The sequence below is a fragment of the Shewanella sp. MF05956 genome, assembly GCF_059758055.1.
Window position 1 is genome coordinate 179,817 of sequence record NZ_JCAYNV010000001.1, and the last position, 18,364, is coordinate 198,180.

General features: G+C 43.6%; 9 protein-coding genes. 4 read left to right on the forward strand and 5 right to left on the reverse strand.

Annotated elements, in window-relative coordinates; genetic code table 11:
• Positions 1-18: 18 nt before the first annotated feature.
• From truA to fabB, 5 genes are all read right to left on the reverse strand, one after another.
• Positions 19-804, reverse strand: a complete 786-nt coding sequence (truA, locus tag AC19MX_RS00755) for a tRNA pseudouridine(38-40) synthase TruA (RefSeq protein WP_498296219.1) — start codon at positions 802-804, stop codon at positions 19-21.
• A 1,180-nt stretch (positions 805-1,984) separates the two neighbouring features.
• Positions 1,985-6,079, reverse strand: a complete 4,095-nt coding sequence (locus AC19MX_RS00760; protein WP_498296220.1) for a FimV/HubP family polar landmark protein — start codon at positions 6,077-6,079, stop codon at positions 1,985-1,987.
• 551 nt (positions 6,080-6,630) lie between these two features.
• On the reverse strand, positions 6,631-7,647 hold the full coding sequence (locus tag AC19MX_RS00765; RefSeq protein WP_432401259.1) for an aspartate-semialdehyde dehydrogenase: 1,017 nt from the start codon (positions 7,645-7,647) through the stop codon (positions 6,631-6,633).
• Between the two features lie 192 nt (positions 7,648-7,839).
• Entirely contained in the window at positions 7,840-8,976 is a 1,137-nt protein-coding gene (gene pdxB, locus AC19MX_RS00770) for a 4-phosphoerythronate dehydrogenase PdxB (RefSeq protein ID WP_432401261.1), read from the reverse strand.
• A gap of 1,807 nt (positions 8,977-10,783) precedes the next feature.
• Positions 10,784-11,998, reverse strand: coding sequence for a beta-ketoacyl-ACP synthase I (gene fabB, locus AC19MX_RS00775; RefSeq protein WP_498296222.1), 1,215 nt, complete (start codon positions 11,996-11,998; stop codon positions 10,784-10,786).
• A gap of 132 nt (positions 11,999-12,130) precedes the next feature.
• On the opposite strand from fabB, the gene mnmC1 reads away from it, so the two are divergent.
• From mnmC1 to AC19MX_RS00795, 4 genes are all read left to right on the forward strand, one after another.
• On the forward strand, positions 12,131-14,236 hold the full coding sequence (mnmC1, locus tag AC19MX_RS00780) for an FAD-dependent 5-carboxymethylaminomethyl-2-thiouridine(34) oxidoreductase MnmC1 (RefSeq protein WP_498296223.1): 2,106 nt from the start codon (positions 12,131-12,133) through the stop codon (positions 14,234-14,236).
• Positions 14,237-16,439: 2,203 nt separating this feature from the next.
• The gene (locus tag AC19MX_RS00785) at positions 16,440-16,955 is read left to right on the forward strand and encodes a hypothetical protein (RefSeq protein ID WP_498296224.1); all 516 of its coding nucleotides are present in this window, start codon (positions 16,440-16,442) and stop codon (positions 16,953-16,955) included.
• Between the two features lie 96 nt (positions 16,956-17,051).
• A complete protein-coding gene (locus AC19MX_RS00790) occupies positions 17,052-17,549 on the forward strand; it encodes a hypothetical protein (RefSeq protein ID WP_498296225.1) in 498 nt (165 codons plus the stop codon).
• Between the two features lie 61 nt (positions 17,550-17,610).
• Complete coding sequence (locus AC19MX_RS00795) at positions 17,611-18,345, forward strand: fimbrial biogenesis chaperone (RefSeq protein ID WP_498296227.1); 735 nt, start codon at positions 17,611-17,613, stop codon at positions 18,343-18,345.
• The last annotated feature ends 19 nt before the right edge of the window (positions 18,346-18,364 follow it).

The window sequence follows — 18,364 nt, forward strand, 5'->3', positions numbered from 1 at the left end:
GTTTGACTGACGCTTAACTTAATCCAACATAAACAATGGCCCAAGAGCCAATTTAGGGATTTGATATTGCTTTGGATACGTCACATCTACTAAATACAAACCATTGGGCTTTGCAGTTGCCGCTGCTTGATTGCGATCTTTTAATGCCAGTAATTCACTTATCCAGTTGATAGGTTGATTACCTAAACCAATCTCGAGTAACGACCCAACAATATTGCGTACCATATGATGTAAAAATGCATTGGCTTGAATATCAACCATCACATACATGCCTTGGCGCGTGACATTGACTTTGTGAACGTTACGAAACGGAGTGTTTGACTGGCATTGCACCGCACGAAAACTGGTAAAGTCGTGCTCACCCAAGAGTAATTGTGCTGCTTGATGCATTAATGTTTCATCAATATCGCCGTGATAATGGCTCACACCTGAGCGTAAAATGCCCGGGCGCAGTTGGTGATTGTAAATCACATAACGATAACGGCGAGCGGTTGCACTAAAACGTGCATGAAAACTGTCGTCGACTTCTTTTGCCCAGCGCACGGCAATGCTGTCGGGTAAATTGGCGTTAATACCCAAAGTCCAGGCCGTTAATGGCCGGTCTGCTGTAGTGTCAAAATGCACTACCTGGCCTGTACCATGCACACCCGAGTCGGTTCGGCCTGCACAAAAAACCTCTATGGGTTCATTTGCCACATAAGTTAACGCTTTTTCAAGCTGAGCTTGCACTGAATCGACATCCGCCTGGCGTTGCCAACCGAAAAAACCACTTCCATCATATTCAATACCTAACGCAACCCGCATAACAATTTCCTCTACTCATTAATGGCGCGAAGTTTATACCAATTTGCACCATTATGAAATTGGATATAGGCACTCTTGCCGACTCTAATGAATAGATAAGTAAATGGCATGATAGCGCCCTACTTTCAAACTTATCCCCAATCAACCTGAATATTCTCGATTTCAACAAAAATTGATACGCATTTACGCAAGAGATGACGTGCGGGTGGAGCAGCCAGAACAGCCACTACTATATCGTTTGCTCATTCTTATTCAGTTGACGCCCACTACTCCGCCATTTGCTCATTTGAATACGAAATGACGCCCACTACTACGTCTTTCCGGCAATGCTGTTGAGCCGGAATCCAGGTGTTAGCTTTAAATATCCAAGATAAAGTCAAAAGAAACACCACCTACTCCGTCGTTCCGGCAACGCTGTTGAGCCGGAATCCAGGTGTTGGCTTTAAATATCCAAGATAAAAGAAAAACCTGGATCCCTGATACGAGCACTCAGGGATGACGTGAGAGTGGCGCCAAGCTTTACCTAGAACCTAGAAGGACGAAGTCCGCGCTTGGCGAGCTTGCGAGCTCCTAGAACCTTAAATCTAAGAAACACCTGGATCCCTGATAACATATCTCAGGGATGACGAATAAAAAGATGACGGCTAAAGGCCAAAAGTAACACCACCCTCTTCGTCTTTCCGGCAATGCTGTTGAGCCGGAATCCAGGTGTTAGCTTTAAATATCTAAGAAAAAGTCAAAAGAAACACCTGGATCCCCGATTAAAGCACTCGAGGATGACGAATAAAAGATGACGGCTAATGGCCAAAAGTAACACCACCTACTCCGTCGTTCCGGCAATGCTGTTAAGCCGGAATCCAGGTGTAGGCTTTTACGCACTTACACAAGCAGTAAAGTCAAAAGAAACACCTGGATCCCTGATACGAGCACTCAGGGATGACGTGAGAGTGGGGCCAAGCTTTACCTAGAACCTAGAAGGACGAAGTCCGCGCTTGGCGAGCTTGCGAGCTCCTAGAACCTTAAACCTAAGAAACATCTGGATCCCTGATACAAGCACTCTGGGATGACGGGCCCGAATCCACGATACAAGCACTCGGGGATGACATAAGCACTTATTTTTAATAAAAAACGGCGCAGATGTCTGCGCCGTTTAATCAATTGAAGCTCAACACATTAGTGGCTAACGAAAACCTTTAAGTAAGTTTGCCGCTTCTGCTTGTTGGCGATCGTTGCCGTCTATTTGGACTTCTTTCAACAATGCTTTGGCACTATCTTGATCTTCAATTTCGATATAAGCCCGGGCTAGGTCTAATTTTGCATTAACCGAGTTTTCTTCATCATCAACATCAATCATATCGGCATTGCCAATTAACGAGTTCACTTCACCCATATCAACATCAACGTCTTTGTATTGATCGGTTTTATCGTCGTCTTCGTCGGCATCGTTTAATAGTTTATCGATATCGATATAACCATTCTCGCGCTCAAAACTCATTAGGTCGTCATCACTGACACTAAACTGAGGTGTTCTACTGCGCTCTTTTTCATCAAGTGCAGCCAATGCCTCATCAACCGTTAAATTATCGTCGCTCAGAATATATTCATCTTCTGAGGTGTAATCGTCACCGTCATCATCGTTTAATGACTGTGAAAATGCAGCCAGTAAGTCATCATCACTCACATTCGGTTCAGCTTCTTGCTCATCCACTGCGGTTTCTGCCGCTTTAAGCAAGTCGCTTTCCCAATCGAGCATGGCAGGCTTTGGCTTATTGGCTTTTAAATCATTAAAAAAGCCAGAGTCTTTGTTTGCTTTTGCTGCACCTTGAGTGTGTTCTTCTTTAAGCTGGTCACTGGCATTTTTTACATCATCGTTTGTGCTGAGTGCATCGATAGATACATCATCATCGCCCATTGTTGCGAGAAGCGCATTCAGTTCATCTTCTGATGTGTCATCGTTTTCATCATCAGAGTTGTCTGAATCGTCATCGAGAGTAAACGTTAATCCGTCATCGTCATTGTTGCTTTCAAGGTCAGACCCTAGCTCAGCTTCAACATTACTTTCAATTGCATCGATGGTCTCTTCACGACTGTCATCGTCGTCACTCTGCGCCAATAACGCATCAAGCTCAGCATCAAAAAATGCCTTGTCGCTATCGTCAACTAACGCGGCAGGCTTACTGTTGTCAGTGCCGTTTTCAGTGCTGTCATCGATTGTGTTTTCTGCTCTGTTTAAATCGAGATCATTTAAGTATTCATCAAGCTCATTAAACAAATCTTCGTCGTCAATATCGGCAGAGTCTTCGGCATCAAGTTGCACATCAGGGTCATATACTTGCGTGGCATATTCATCTTCAATGTCTTGTTCAAAACTGGCGAGTAACGCATCAGTATCATCGTCAAGCGGCGTGCTCTCTGATGAACGGTCTAACGCTTCATCAGTTTCTTCTCGTTCTGGCCCTTCTAACTCTAGTTCAGCCTCTTCTAGTTCTAGATCAGGTTCTTCAAGCTCTGGTTCAGGTGCAACACCTTGAGCATTCTCAAGGCTGTTGGTATCAAAATCGGACTCTTCTTCACTAAGCGGCTCGAGCGGTGATGCCATTTCTGGCTCATTAAAGCTCGCTAACAAAGCATCAATATCATCGTCGCTGCTGTTCATCAGGTTTGCGGCGGTGTTACTTTCATCATCTTCTAGTTCTGCGGCTAATTGCGCAGCAATGTCATCTTCGTCGCTGTCTGTATCATTGTCAGAATCAGAATCGGTCTCAGAATCGAGGCTCGTTAACTTATCGGTATGTTCAACAACCGGCTCATTTAAGCTGGCCAAAAGCGCATCAATGTCGTCATCAGTCTCAATGTCATTACTGTGGTTATTTATCCCGTCATCTGAATCATCTTCAAGCTCTGCTGCTATTTGCGCGGCTAAATCTTGCTCTTCAGACAAAGCAGAATCATCCGCTTCAGGGTTAATATCCGCAACAGTGGATTCAATAACAGGCTCATTTAAACTCGCCAATAATGCATCTATATCCTCGTCAGACTCCGCTTGTTGCGTGTCTTCATCACCCTGTTCATCTTGAAGCTCTGCGGCGATTAATGCAGCCAAATCATCGTCAGCATTAACAGTTTCGCTATTTAGCGGCGATATAGGGGCATCTTCATCGCTATCATTAGTTGGCGTAACGGCTAAACCGGCTAATAACGCATCAATGTCTTCATCGCTTGACGGCTGATCATCGCGATTTTCTAGCTCAAGCTCAGCTAATAATTCATCGGCATCCGATGTTAAAGTTTCATCGTTTTCAGTAATATCATCAACTGACGCTACCGCATCTAACGCTTCTGACTCAGTGCTGTCAGATTCTGTTTCTGCTGGCATATCAAATTCAGCCAATAGCGAATCGATGTCATCATCGTTTGATACCGACTCTTGAGCTTCAGGTTCGACGGTTTCAGGCTCAGCGATTTCTGACTTTGGCTCTGCTGGCATATCAAATTCAGCTAATAGCGAATCGATGTCATCGTCGTTTGATACCGACTCTTGAGCTTCAGGTTCAGCTGTTTCAGGCTCAGCGATTTCTGACTTAGGCTCTGCTGGCATATCAAATTCAGCGAGTAGCGAATCAATGTCATCGTCATTTGATACACTTTCTTGAGCTTTTGCTTCAGGTTCGACGATTTCAGGCTCAGTGACTTCAGGCTTAGGCTCTGCTGGCATATCAAATTCAGCTAATAACGAATCGATATCATCGTCGTTTGATACACTTTCTTCAGATTCGACGGCTTCAGGCTCAGCGATTTCTGACTTAGGCTCTGCTGGCATATCAAATTCAGCTAATAACGAATCAATGTCATTTTCTGCTGAGGCATCAAGTAGGTCATTATCTGTGCTGTCGCTATCAAAGTCGGCGAGTAAGCTGTCTAAATCATCTTCAGGTGCAGGAGCGGTAATCGTTGCAGCAGGTGCTGCATCTAAACCCGCTAATAAACTGTCGAGATCGTCATCATCTTCAAGAGGTTCAAGCTCAGAGTCTTGATCTTCCATCGCCTCTGCCCAAAGATCATCAAGAGATGAGCCTTCGTCATCTTCTGCTTCATCATCTTCACCAATAAACATGTCTGATTCCATGTCCATTTCGCCATCATTGGCCAGTGACACTTCAGGTTGTAAATCAACGCTGTCTAAATCTAATAAATCATCAATTGATTCATCGTCATCTGAGTCGAGGTGAATAACCATCTCGTCAGCATTATCATCTTCATCGACCACAGGAGCAGTAGATTGCTTAGCAACGGTTTCGGTTTGTGGCGTGTCTTCTGCAGTAGCTTGTTTATTATTTTTACGGCGAGTCAATAACCAAAATAATAAGCCAAATAACAATAACAAAGGCACAGATGCAGCCACTATCAGCATTAATGTGTTGTCCATTAAGCTGCGCCAAAAGTCTGCTGGCTCTTCAACTACAGGTTCAACGTTACCCACTTGCTGCAATAGCTTTTCGTATTCTATGGTGAGTTTGTCGTGTTTTTCGTTTAACAGTTGTAAATCTTCTTCAAGCGATGAAATATTTAACGACATCTGGCCGATTTTATTCTTCAGCACTTGATTGTCATTGTTACTGATCATCAAATCGTCTTGAGCGCGTGCAAGCTCATCGGTCAGCATTAGCGCTTTGGCATTGGCTTTATCGAGTACCGAATTTAGATCGTTTACTTCTGTGGCATTGGCTGGCTTTATTGCTTGGGTTGGTGCTTCAACGGTAGGTGTTTGTTGTACTATTTGCAGCGGTTTATCAGCATTAGGCTTTTTAACCACTTCAATAATTGCTGGCGGCTTGGTCACTACGGGTTTAGGTGTCACAACTCTAGGCGGTGGGGTTTGGCGAGTCACGCGGCGATCATCTTGCTCTGCACGGCGGCGAGCGACATTATCAGGAATGGCAGCCATAACATCGGCAGACGGGATTAATAAAATCATCCCACGTTCTAAGGTATTGTAATTATTACCACTAAAGGCATGTGGGTTGGCGTCAAACAATGCTGCCATGACCTGATAAACACTCACACGGTCATTAGGACGAACTTTTTGGGCAATACTCCAGAAAGTGTCTCTAGAGGTAGTAGGACCGTATTGACGTTTAGCTTGCTGTTTAACCTCGCCATTAGGGCCGGTTATTTTTAGTGTTTCTGCCTGAGCAGAATCAATAAGCTGTAAACTGGTTAAGCCAACGGTCGTACAGGCAATTAAACCCAAAATATAAGAAGTACGCAAAGTCATCCAATCCTTCCCTTTAAGCGCTATTGAGTTACCATCATGGCAACAGGCTGTAGGCAATTTTTATCGTTAGTATTTATACCCAATCAACCTGAAGCAGCTCGATTTCAGCAAGAATTTACACGCGTTTTGGCAAAAAACGATTGCGGGTAATGGTTATTCCCTTTCTAAAATCAATAACACAGCATAAACGCGTGTAAAACTTGCCCTTTGGGAGTTTCACCGTGTTCCCACTACGTTGTTGCGCTAAATTATAAGGTACCTACATTACTGCATTAACGCGCCTAGTATTGAAAACACGGTGAAGCTCTGAAACATGCATCATCAAGTAGATTGGGTATATGTCATCACTATATCAAATCACATCGGTTTGGCGCTAACTTTTGCACTTAAAAAAGCAGTATAGATGTTAAAAATGATACGTTTACGACTATAAACTAGATCCGCCACCCCTGCTACTACTGGCGCAAGTAAAACAAAAAAAGCCTGCTAGCTGCAGGCTTTTTAAACTAAATCACTTAATGATTAATAGATTAGCATTGAGCAACGCTCAATTAATAGTAATCTCTAATCAAAATTTCAGCGATTTGAACACTGTTTAATGCCGCACCCTTACGAATGTTATCGGCAGTAACCCATAAATTTATACCATGAGAATGAGAAATATCTTTACGGATACGCCCTACATACACAGGATCATTGCCGGCAGCTTCAGTAACCGCAGTTGGGTACTCGTCGTCGCTTTCAAATAATTCAACACCTGGAGCATCACGTAAAACCGCTTTAACATCTTCTGCATCAACAGGTTGGCGAGTTTCAATATGGATCGCTTCAGAGTGACCATAAAAAACAGGTACGCGAACGGCTGTTGGATTAACCACGATTTCGTCGTCACCAAAAATCTTCTGCGTTTCCCACACCATTTTCATTTCTTCTTTGGTGTAGCCATTTTCCATAAACATGTCGATTTGCGGTAATACGTTAAACGCAATTTGTTTTGGATAAACAGTCGGTTCAATAGGCAAACCTTGAAGCAGCTTAGCGCATTGACCCGCTAATTCTTCAATGGCTTTTTTGCCCGTACCAGACACAGACTGATATGTAGCCACGTTAATACGTGAAATGCCAAACGCATCATAAATGGGTTTTAGTGCAACCAACATCTGAATAGTTGAACAATTTGGGTTAGCTATAATATTGCGATTACGGAAATCAGCAATGGCTTCTGGATTCACTTCTGGGATCACTAAAGGCACATCGATGTCGTAACGAAAATGTGAAGTGTTATCGATAACAACACAGCCCGCTTCACCCGCAATTGGCGCCCATTTAGCAGACACATCGCCACCAGCTGAAAAGAAACCAATTTGAGCCTGGCTCCAATCAAACGTTTCTACGTCAAGAATTTCAACTTGTTTACCGTGAAAACTGACCGTTTCGCCAGCACTGCGACTGCTCGCTAATGGAAACAACTTAGCAACCGGAAAATTACGCTGCTCGAGGATCTCAATCATAGTTTGACCCACTGCGCCCGATGCACCTAAAACGACTACATTAAATTCCTGAGACATAATTAACGCTCGACTCCTATTATCCAGTTTGAACAATCAATCTACCCTAGTTTAGTGATGCTTTGCTAGGGTTAATGTATTAAAAAGACCTGCTTTGTAGTGATTTTTTCTCAACTGGGTAAATATCGTTACTTTTAAGCCTTAAATGGCTATTTACAGGCTTATTCACTCATAAAATTAGTCTTGGCTAAATCAATTAAAGCCTAACGCAGTCAGCATAGTTTGATTAATAGCGCCACGTTGCTCAGCTAATTGCATTTGAGTTAATGAAATCGCACTGTATTCACGACGATAAGTATGTTGTTTACGCATTAAATCAAAGCCAGATGGGGTGTTAAAACAACCACGGAATTTTCGATCATCGTCACGTAAGTCATACACCAAACGCGACAAAGACAATAACTGCGCTTCGCTCAACGCTGTTTGAATGACTATTTGGTTAAACTGAAAAGTCGGCAACAAACTGGTTAACGACTTAGTCGCTTCAATGCCCAGCACGGCGCATAACTTTTGATACAACATAAAGGTGCCGCGCGCCTTTCCTTCTAAACTGTAGCCAGCAATGTGCGGAGTCGCAAATTCCGCTAACGCAACTAACTCAGGCATCGGATGTGGCTCACCTTCCCACACATCTAATACCAGTTTTACATCGTCGCGTTGCTGCTTAAACTTAATCAATGCTCGATTATCAATGACTTCACCGCGGCAACAGTTAAGTAACCAGGTATTGGGTTTTAATTGGTTTAAGCGTGCTTCATCAAATAAGTACCAGGTTTTATGCTCGCCGTCTTTAGTGATAGGTACATGAAGGCTAATAATGTCAGCCTGAGCAATTAGCGTATCAAGCGAGACAAATTCACGGCTATCGCCTTGCTCAGCTTTTACAGGATCGCAAAGCAACACTTGCAAACCATACGCTTGCAAACACTTAGCCGCCGCAGTACCGGTATTGCCCGCACCAACAATCCCCACAACTTTACCTTGTAAAGATTCACCAAAGCGTTGTGCCAGCTCTAGCATGGCAATGAACGCATATTCACCCACAGCAGTGGCATTACAGCCCGGTGCGTTGGTAAATGGAATACCGCGCTGAGCAAGATAATCTACCGCCACATGATCGGTACCAATCGTCGCACTACCGACAAACTTAAGCTTGTGAGCATTTGTGAGTAATGCCGCATTCACTTTAGTCACAGAGCGCACTAACAACACATCAGCATCACGCACTTGCTCAGGCGTTAATGTGCGGCCATTCACATATTCAATCTCACCCAGGTCACCAAACAAGGCATCGACATAAGGCATATTTTCATCAGCAATTATTTTCATCGGGTATCTTATTGTCAGCGAATTTAACGACTTCACATCGCATTTTTATGGCCCGTATCTTATACCAAAGCCATAAATTGGACGAGAAAAACTGTCAGGCTTGAACGCTTCACTTACAGGCTAGAGGGATTAGGTGCTAGGTGCTAGGTGTTGCCCCACCGTTCGTCATCCCTGAATGCTTGTATCAGGGATCCAGGTGTTTCTTAGATTTAAGGTTCTAGGAGCTCGCAAGCTCGCCAAGCGCGGACTTCGTCCTTCTAGGTTCTAGGTAAAGCTTGGCCTCACCGTTCGTCATCCCTGAATGCTTGTATCAGGGATCCAGGTGTTTCTTAGATTTAAGGTTCTAGGAGCTCACAAGCTCGCCAAGCGCGGACTTCGTCCTTCTAGGTTCTAGGTAAAGCTTGGCCCCACTCGCACGTCATCCCTGAGTGCTTGTATCAGGGATCCAGGTGTTGCTGTTGACCTTGTGTAGAAGCGGAAAACCAACACCTGGATTCCGGCTCAACAGCATTGCCGGAACGACGTAGGAAAAATCAATGCTCTAAACTCTTAGTCCGTCATTTTTCGCCCGTCATCCCTGAGTGCTTGTATCAGGGATCCAGGTGTTTCTGTTGATCTTGTGTAGAAGCATAAAAGCAACACCTGGATTCCGGCTTAAAATCATTGCCGGAACGACGTAGGAAAAACCAATGCTTTAAACTCTTAGTCCGTCATTTTTCGCACGTCATCCCTGAGTGCTTGTATCAGGGATCCAGGTGTTGCTGTTGACCTTGTGTTAAAGCGGAAAAGCAGCACCTGGATTCCGGCTTAAAATCATTGCCGGAACGACGTAGTAGTGGGCGCTATTTGAATGCCCCACCCGTTCGTCATCCCTGAGTGTTTGTATCAGGGATCCAGGTGTTGCTGTTGACCTTGTGTAGAAGCGTAAAAGCAACACCTGGATTCCGGCTAAACAGCGTTGCCGGAACGACGTAGTAGTGGACATCATCTGAATACGAATGAGAACAAGATGTAATAGTGGGCGTCAACTGAATACGAATGAGCAAATGACGTAGTAGTGGCCGTTGCAGGTATGTCGAAGTACAAAAGCTTTTGCCCCACCCGTTCGTCATCTCTGAGTGCTTGTATCAGGGATCTAGGTGTTGCTGTTGACCTTGTGTAAAAGCATAAAACAACACCTGGATTCCGGCTCAACAGCATTGCCGGAACGACGGAGTAGTGGGCATCAACTGAATATGAATGAGCACACGACGTAGTAGTGGACATCATCTGAATACGAATGAGCAAATGACGTAGTAGTGGCCGTTGCAGGAATGTCGAAGTACAAAAACTTTTGCCCCACCCGTTCGTCATCCCTGAGTGCTTGTATCAGGGATCCAGGTGTTTCTTAGATTTAAGGTTCTAGGAGCTCGCAAGCTCGCCAAGTGCGGACGTCGTCCTTCTAGGTTCTAGGTAAAGCTTGGCCTCACCCGCTCGTCATCCCTGAGTGCTTGTATCAGGGATCCAGGTGTTTCCTTTGACCTTGTGTAGAAGCATAAAGCAACACCTGGATTCCGGCTTAAAATCGTTGCCGGAACGACGTAGTAGTGGGCATCAACTAAAGATGAATGAGTGCAACACCTGGGTTCCGGCTTAAAAGCATTGCCGGAATGACAAACTAAACACCTGGATTCCGGCTCAACACCGTTGCCGGAACGAAGTAAACGAAAAACCAAAAACCAAAAACCAAAACCAAAAACAAGAAAGCCAGCGTTGTTTCCAATGCTGGCTTTCTTAAGTGCTTAGCAGACGAGGCTGCTAGTGCATATTATGATTTGTACTTACGCATTACTAATGTTGCGTTAGTGCCACCAAAACCGAAGCTGTTGCTCATGATGGTGTTTAAGTCTGCCTTACGCATTTCTTGTACCACTGGCATGCCAGCGGCTTTTTCATCAAGGTTATCGATGTTAATGCTTGGGGCAATAAAGCTGTCTTCCATCATGATCATGCTATAAATCGCTTCATGAACACCTGCTGCACCTAAGGCGTGACCGGTTAATGACTTGGTAGACGCAATGGCAGGCATGTTGTCGCCAAACACTTCACGTAACGCTTCAAGCTCACGCATGTCACCCACAGGCGTTGAGGTACCATGAGTGTTAATATAATCAATTGGCGCATCAACATCGGCAAGAGCCATTTGCATACAACGTACAGCACCTTCGCCAGACGGAGCAACCATGTCGTAACCATCAGATGTCGCACCGTAACCAATGATTTCGGCATAAATTTTCGCACCACGTGCCAGTGCATGCTCTAATTCTTCAACAACAACGATTCCGCCGCCACCCGAAATCACAAAACCATCACGGTCAGCATCATAGGTACGTGACGCTTTTTCTGGAGTGGCATTGTATTTAGTCGACAACGCACCCATTGCATCAAAGCCCATGGTTAACGTCCAATCAACTTCTTCAGCACCGCCAGCAAAAACCATATCTTGCTTACCCATTTGGATAAGTTCAACAGCGTGGCCAATACAATGTGCTGATGTTGCACAAGCTGAACTAATTGAATAGTTCACGCCCTTAATTTTGAATGGTGTAGCCAAACAAGCACTCGCAGTACTGGCCATAATACGTGGCACTATATACGGCCCAACACGTTTAACGCCTTTTTCACGTAACGTATCAGCTGCTTGAACCTGGTTTTTAGACGACGCACCACCCGTACCAGCGACAAGGCCAACACGGAAATTAGAATATTGTTCTTCAGTCAAATTAGCATCAGCAATCGCTTCTTGCATGGCAATATAAGCATAAGCAGCTGCATCGCCCATAAAGCGCAATGCTTTACGATCAATATGGTCAGCAGGGTTCAATTTAATATCACCCCAAACTGTGCTGCGTAGTTGCATTTCTTCAAACTGTGCAGAGTGGGTAATACCGCTACGACCTGCTTTAAGTGACTCGGTCACTTCTTGCTTGTTATTACCGATACTTGAAACAACACCCATTCCGGTGATCACGACTCTTTTCATTTTTTTGCTATCCATTTGGTACATGTCGGTACTTAATTGCGGCAATCATAGCTGCTTTGAAGCAATTAAGTGGTCAGCTTTCCATAAACGCAGGTAAAATAATGCCAAGTTATGTGGCCTGAGTAAAATATTTTGAGTAAAAGCACTTTTTTATCTGCATCTGACACCCAACAACCTCTGCATAAAAGCCCATTGTTGGGTAATAATAGCGACGCTGACAATCAATATTATCAATCTGTACAGCAGTATATCGATAAAGTATTGCAAACCAGTGACGCTCAACACAGTGCAAATAAACACACTCATTTACTCACCCTCGGACAATTTGGCTTTGCCGATGGCCATGAAATCCTCTTACTACAAGCTGCAATCGAGCATAAAAATCAGTATCAGCAAAACAATACCACAAATCGAGTGCATCTTATTGTATTTGCACAACAACCTATCAATCGTCAGCAGCTTGAACAAATATGGTCACAGCAAGGGTTACTCAGCCCAGGCAATCCATTAGCGGTTCATGCTCAGGCACTGCTAAATACACAACTTGCAGCGATTAATGGTTGCCAGCGTTTCACACTTAATCATACACGCCTTACTGTCGATGTATATTATGGCGACCCACTCAAGCAATTAAAAACCATTGCAACGCCAGAATCACAAAAAATTCAGCATTGGCTTGCGCTACCCGATACGAGTCAATCAAGCCGTAAGGATCACTATTTCAACTCAGCCGTTTTATGGCAATGCGGTCGACTAAGTCTTGATGATGCGAGTTTTTATGTTGCGCCAAAAACGCCACTCACAGACACAGCGATACAAGCAATAAGCAAACAACTCAGTCAATGTGGATTTAATCCTCGCTCAGCCCATACGCAAATAGCACAAAACCCGATTGATGACATCGCCATTGCAGAGCGCCAGGCATTAAGCCACCAACTTAATCAACAGTTTGCCTATAACCCAACACCCAAGCACTTTAACGACAACCACCCTATTGCCATTATCGGTGGTGGTATTGCCGCCGCCAGCCTTGCGTTGTCACTGGCACAACGCGGTAAAAACAGTATAATTTACTGCAAAGACGCGCAATTAGGTCAAGGCGCATCGGGTAATAAGCAAGGCGCGATTTACCCATTACTCACACCCGAGAACGGGCCATTAAGTCAGTTTTTCCAACAAGCGTTTTTATTCAGTCGCCGCCAAATTGAGTCGTTAGTGAGTGATGGCTTTACTATTGGCCATCAATGGTGCGGTGTATTACACACAGGTTTTGATGAACGCAGTGAAACCAGATTAACCAAAATCATCGACGGTCAAGACTGGCCAGCCGAAATCGCGTTAGCGGTCGATAGCAAACACGCGAGCAAGCTCGCCAATCTCGATATCGACAAATCAGGCTTTTATTATCCACTTGGTGGCTGGGCTTGCCCGTTTGAATTTGCACAAGCAGCAATCGCCAAAGCACAAACGCTAGCTAGCGTAACGGTTGTCTATAATAGTCATATAAAGAAGATTGCAACGAGCCCGCAAGGTTGGCAACTGTTTACCGATGACGCCGAATTACCCATCGCAACACATCAACAATTAGTAGTCGCTTCTGGTGCACAACTTACCGATTACCCACAAACCAAACAACTTCAAATCACCGGATTTAGAGGCCAGGTGAGCCATGTCCCTGCACAAGGAGAATTGGCACAACTCTCTACCGTCATTTGTGCCAATGGATACTTAACCCCGCAACATTATCAATTACACTGTGTCGGCGCCAGTTATGTTAAAGACCCTAAACACTTAGCATTTTGCCCACAAGAACAGCACGAAAATAGCTTGAAGATGAAGCAAAGCTTCCCCAATTCAAACTGGCCTAACGATATTGATGTTTCAAACAATGACGCCAGAGTCGGCGTGAGGATGGTCAGTCGCGACCACTTCCCAGTAATGGGATGCGCAACTGATGTTGAAGAGTTATTTAATCGATACGCCCTGCAGCAACAATCAAAAGACAAACCTAGCCAATGGCAACGTTACTGGCAAACCACACCAGCACCAATTCATGACGGCTTATATGTTTTAGGCGGCCTAGGCTCACGCGGCCTAAGCTCAGGCCCACTGGTAGCAGAATGCCTCGCCGCAAACCTCTGCGGCGAGCTGTCACCACTCAACCTGGAGTTACAAGCATTGCTCAGCCCCAATAGAATGTGGCTGCGCAAATTGCTAAAAGGCAAAGCATTGATGTGAGTTTTAGGACCGAGATTCTAGGAACTCGCAAGCTCGCCTGAGAGCGGACTCCGTCCTTCTAGTGACTAGATAACGGTATACAGAACGCTGCGCTTACGGTTTTTCGTACGTCGTTCCGGCAATGATGTTGAGCCGTAACGTAGGTGTACAGTCCGTCATTACGGCAATGCTTTTGAGCCGGAATCCAGGTGTACAGTCCGTCATTCCGGCAATGCTGTTAAGCCGGAATCCAGGTTTACAGTCCGTCATTCCGGCAATGCTTTTTAGCCGGAATCCAGGTGTTGGATTTTAAGCTTTTACACAAAGTCAAAAGAAACACCTGGATCCCCGATAACAGATCTCAGGGATGACGGGCAGGTGGAGCAATACGACATCATTTACTCATTCGTATTCACGTGACGCCCACTAATCCGTAATTTCTCATTCGTATTCAGATGACGCTCACTACCCCGTCGTTCCGGCAATGCTGTTAAGCCGGAATCCAGGTGTTGGCTCTTACTCTGGTACGTAAGGTCACAAGCAACATCTGGATCCCTGATAACAAATCTCAGGGATGACGGGCGGGTGGAGCGAAACGACATCATTTACTCATTCGTATTCAGATGACGCTCACTACCCCGTCGTTCCGGCAATGCTGTTAAGCCGGAATCCAGGTGTTGGCTCTTACTCTGGTACGTAAGGTCACAAGCAACACCTGGATCCCTGATACAAGCACTCAGGGATGACGTGCGGGTGGAGCGAAACGACATCATTTGCTCATTCGTATTCAGATGACGCTCACTACCCCGTCGTTCCGGCAATGTTGTTGAGCCGGAATCCAGGTGTTGGCTCTTACTCTGTTACGTAAGGTCACAAGCAACACCTGGATCCCTGATAACAGATCTCAGGGATGACGTGCTGATGAACCAGAACCTAGAACTCTCAGGCGAGCTTGCGAGCTCCTAGAACCTTAAATCTAAGAAACACCTGGATCCCTGATAAAAGATCTCAGGGATGACGGGCGGGTGAAGCCAACTACATCATTTGCTCATTCGTATTCACGTGACGCCCGCTAATCCGTAATTTCTCATTCGTACTCAGATGACGCCCACTAATCCGTAATTTCTCATTCGTACTCAGATGACGCCCACTACTACGTCGTTCCGGCAATGCTGTTGAGCCGGAATCCAGGTGTTGGCTCTTACTCTGTTACGTAAGGTCACAAGCAACACCACCCACTTCGTCGTTCCGGCAATGTTGTTGAGCCGGAATCCAGGTGTTGGTTTTTACGCACTTACACAAGGTCAACAGCAACACCTGGATCCCTGATACAAGCACTCAGGGATGACGTGCGGGTGAGGCCAAGCTTTACCTAGCACCTAGAAGGACGAAGTCCGCGCTTGGCGAGCTTGCGAGCTCCTAGAACCTTAAATCTAAGAAACACCTGGATCCCTGATAAGAGATCTCAGGGATGACGAGATGATGGAGTAACACCTGTTTCACTGATAACTGATCTCAAGGGTGACGGGCGGGTGAGGTCAAGCTACCTCATTTGCTCATTCATATTCAGTGCAGGTGGGACTAAATCTAGAGCCTCGAACCTAAGAAATATTGAGTAGGAATGACGATAAAGACAAAATCAAAGCTCGTGATTTCAAATTTATGAGCCTCAGACTGAGAAAAACAACAATAAATGTACAAAAAAACGGCTGTCGAGAACAGTTTTAACCATACTAAAATCACTAATAAGTATTACTATAATTCATACAAAAACCACAAAGTATGATCATACTTTATTGAAAAAATATAGGTTACGCCATACTTCACTCAACAATCGTGATGAGCAAAAAAATATACGAATAGACTAATTATTTACAAAAAAGACAAAACAAAAACACTAAACCATTGATTACAAGACGTTTACATCAACATCACTAAATCTAAATCACTTTTAACATAACTTAACCACATTATAAAAAAGTATAGCAAAAGCCTACGACTTCCTATCATTAATGGTGCACTATCAAACCAAGCGACATTCACAACAATTTGAGGAAAAAATCCTTTATCTAACTAGCCAGCTTTAAAATTCATACCTTAAATCAACCTTTTTAATAAAAATTTTAAATTAATCTCTTCCCTGTCGAAAGTTATTCACAGTTAAAACTCAGTGATAAGTCACAAAAAACAAAACTAAAATAACACTTGAGTCATGGAGGATAGAATGTGGCAATTTATTAAGCTCAAATTGTCCTCAATATTTATGTATATAACTCTCGGCCTGATATTAAGCGTTCAAGGCGTTCAAGCAAACGACTCGCTGACACTTTATTTAACTGGGGAAATAAAAGACAAATGCATTATAGAAGCCTTAGCAGCGACATCATTTGACTTTAGCCATGTAAAAACACATTCAGCAAACTTACAAGTCGACTGTAACCAAAAGATGTCTTTAGCGATTAGGTCAGACTCTGGTGGATTAAAGTTAAAAGAGCATCGAGATAATAGCATACTAGTTGATTACAGTATTGAAGTAGCATTTCAATCACTCAACTTTGTAGTTAAAAAAAATGCATCAGAAATGATTACAGAGCAAAGGTTTAATACAGGTAACAACATCCCTTTTAATACAGTAGGGACATTAACCTTAAATCTAAAAGATGATTTTACATATTCAGGAGAATACAAAGATACATTACATATTGATGTATATCCAAATTTCGTAAATAACGAAAACTAAGAATTCTTGTTTTACAAGAAGAAAACCACCGTTAATTAATAACAATGAACCGGTGTCATTATGCAGTAATAATCTAGAATAAAATGGAGTTTTATCATGAAAAAATTTACTTTAGCAGCAATGTCTATCGCAACACTATTTGTTGGTTCAGCAAGCGCTGTGGATATCGATCTTAGCGGTAATGTCGCAACTGTATGCTCTATAAGCTCTTCGAGCACTGCTATCAATTCATTAGCTGGGGGCGCCAGTGGTACGATTAATGGCATTAATCTTACCTGTAATGACTTCGACGGTGCTACTGTAACTATGACAAGTAGTGAGGGTGGTTTACAAGGTACTGACTCTGAAGATTTAGTCATTCCATATATTGCAACGTTAACACCTGGTAGTTTGGCACCACTTGTATTGGATTTATCTAATAATGGTGCGACTGGAAGTAACGATAAAAGCGTATCAAAAGCTTATGCTGGTTCAGCTCTGCTTAATGGTACAACAGCAACTCTAGTTGTTGCACCAACCAGTGGTTCTACGTCCTCAGGAGCATGGGCTGGTGGATATTATGACAAGTTAACTATTCAAATTTCTGCAATATAATTTAAAATAAAATGCGAGGGCACTCTCCCCCTCGCATTTTTAGCTAAGGAAAATATAGCTTATGGATAAGTTAATGTTAAGAAAAATAATAAGCCAATGGGTTACTTTAAGTATTTTATTTTTAAGTTTTACAACTCAGGCTTACCAGGTTCAGCCTATGTCTGCTGAAATTGAGCCTACAGGAAAGAACTCACAATATTCATTGAGAGTTGAAAACACAGATTCATTTCCTCTTACCTTAGAGTTTTTACCAAAAAAAGTATCCCAAGATAAATTTGGTAATAATACACTCACTCCTGCTGACGATGACTTATTAGTCATTCCGATGACTGCAGTTATACAACCAGGTAAAACGCAAACTATTATGGTTCGCTATTTAGGTGAGCCGCAGCTCACCCAGTCTCAAATTTATTCGATTGAAGTCAATCAGATGTCAGTCGAGTTAGCTGATCAAAGTAATTCTGAGGTCTCACTGGCGTTTAACTTCAATACATTACTCAATGTTGTACCCTTAAATGCTCAGGCTAAATTACAAACCACTACATTGCAAAAAGAAGGCGATGAATGGACATTAGAAGTCATCAACAGTGGTAATCGATTTGCGAAAGTCACAGAAACAGAATGGCTCTTATCCGACGGAATAAATTCAACTCGTTTAAATCGTAAAAACATTAGCCAATTTGTTGATGGAAAACTAATCTTACCCAATGCATCCAGGGTATTTAAGGTAAAACAAGTTGAGGGTCTAGATATGAGTAAAACAAAAATTGAAATATTTTGGAATCAAAAAAAATAACGATTAATTTGGAAAAGTT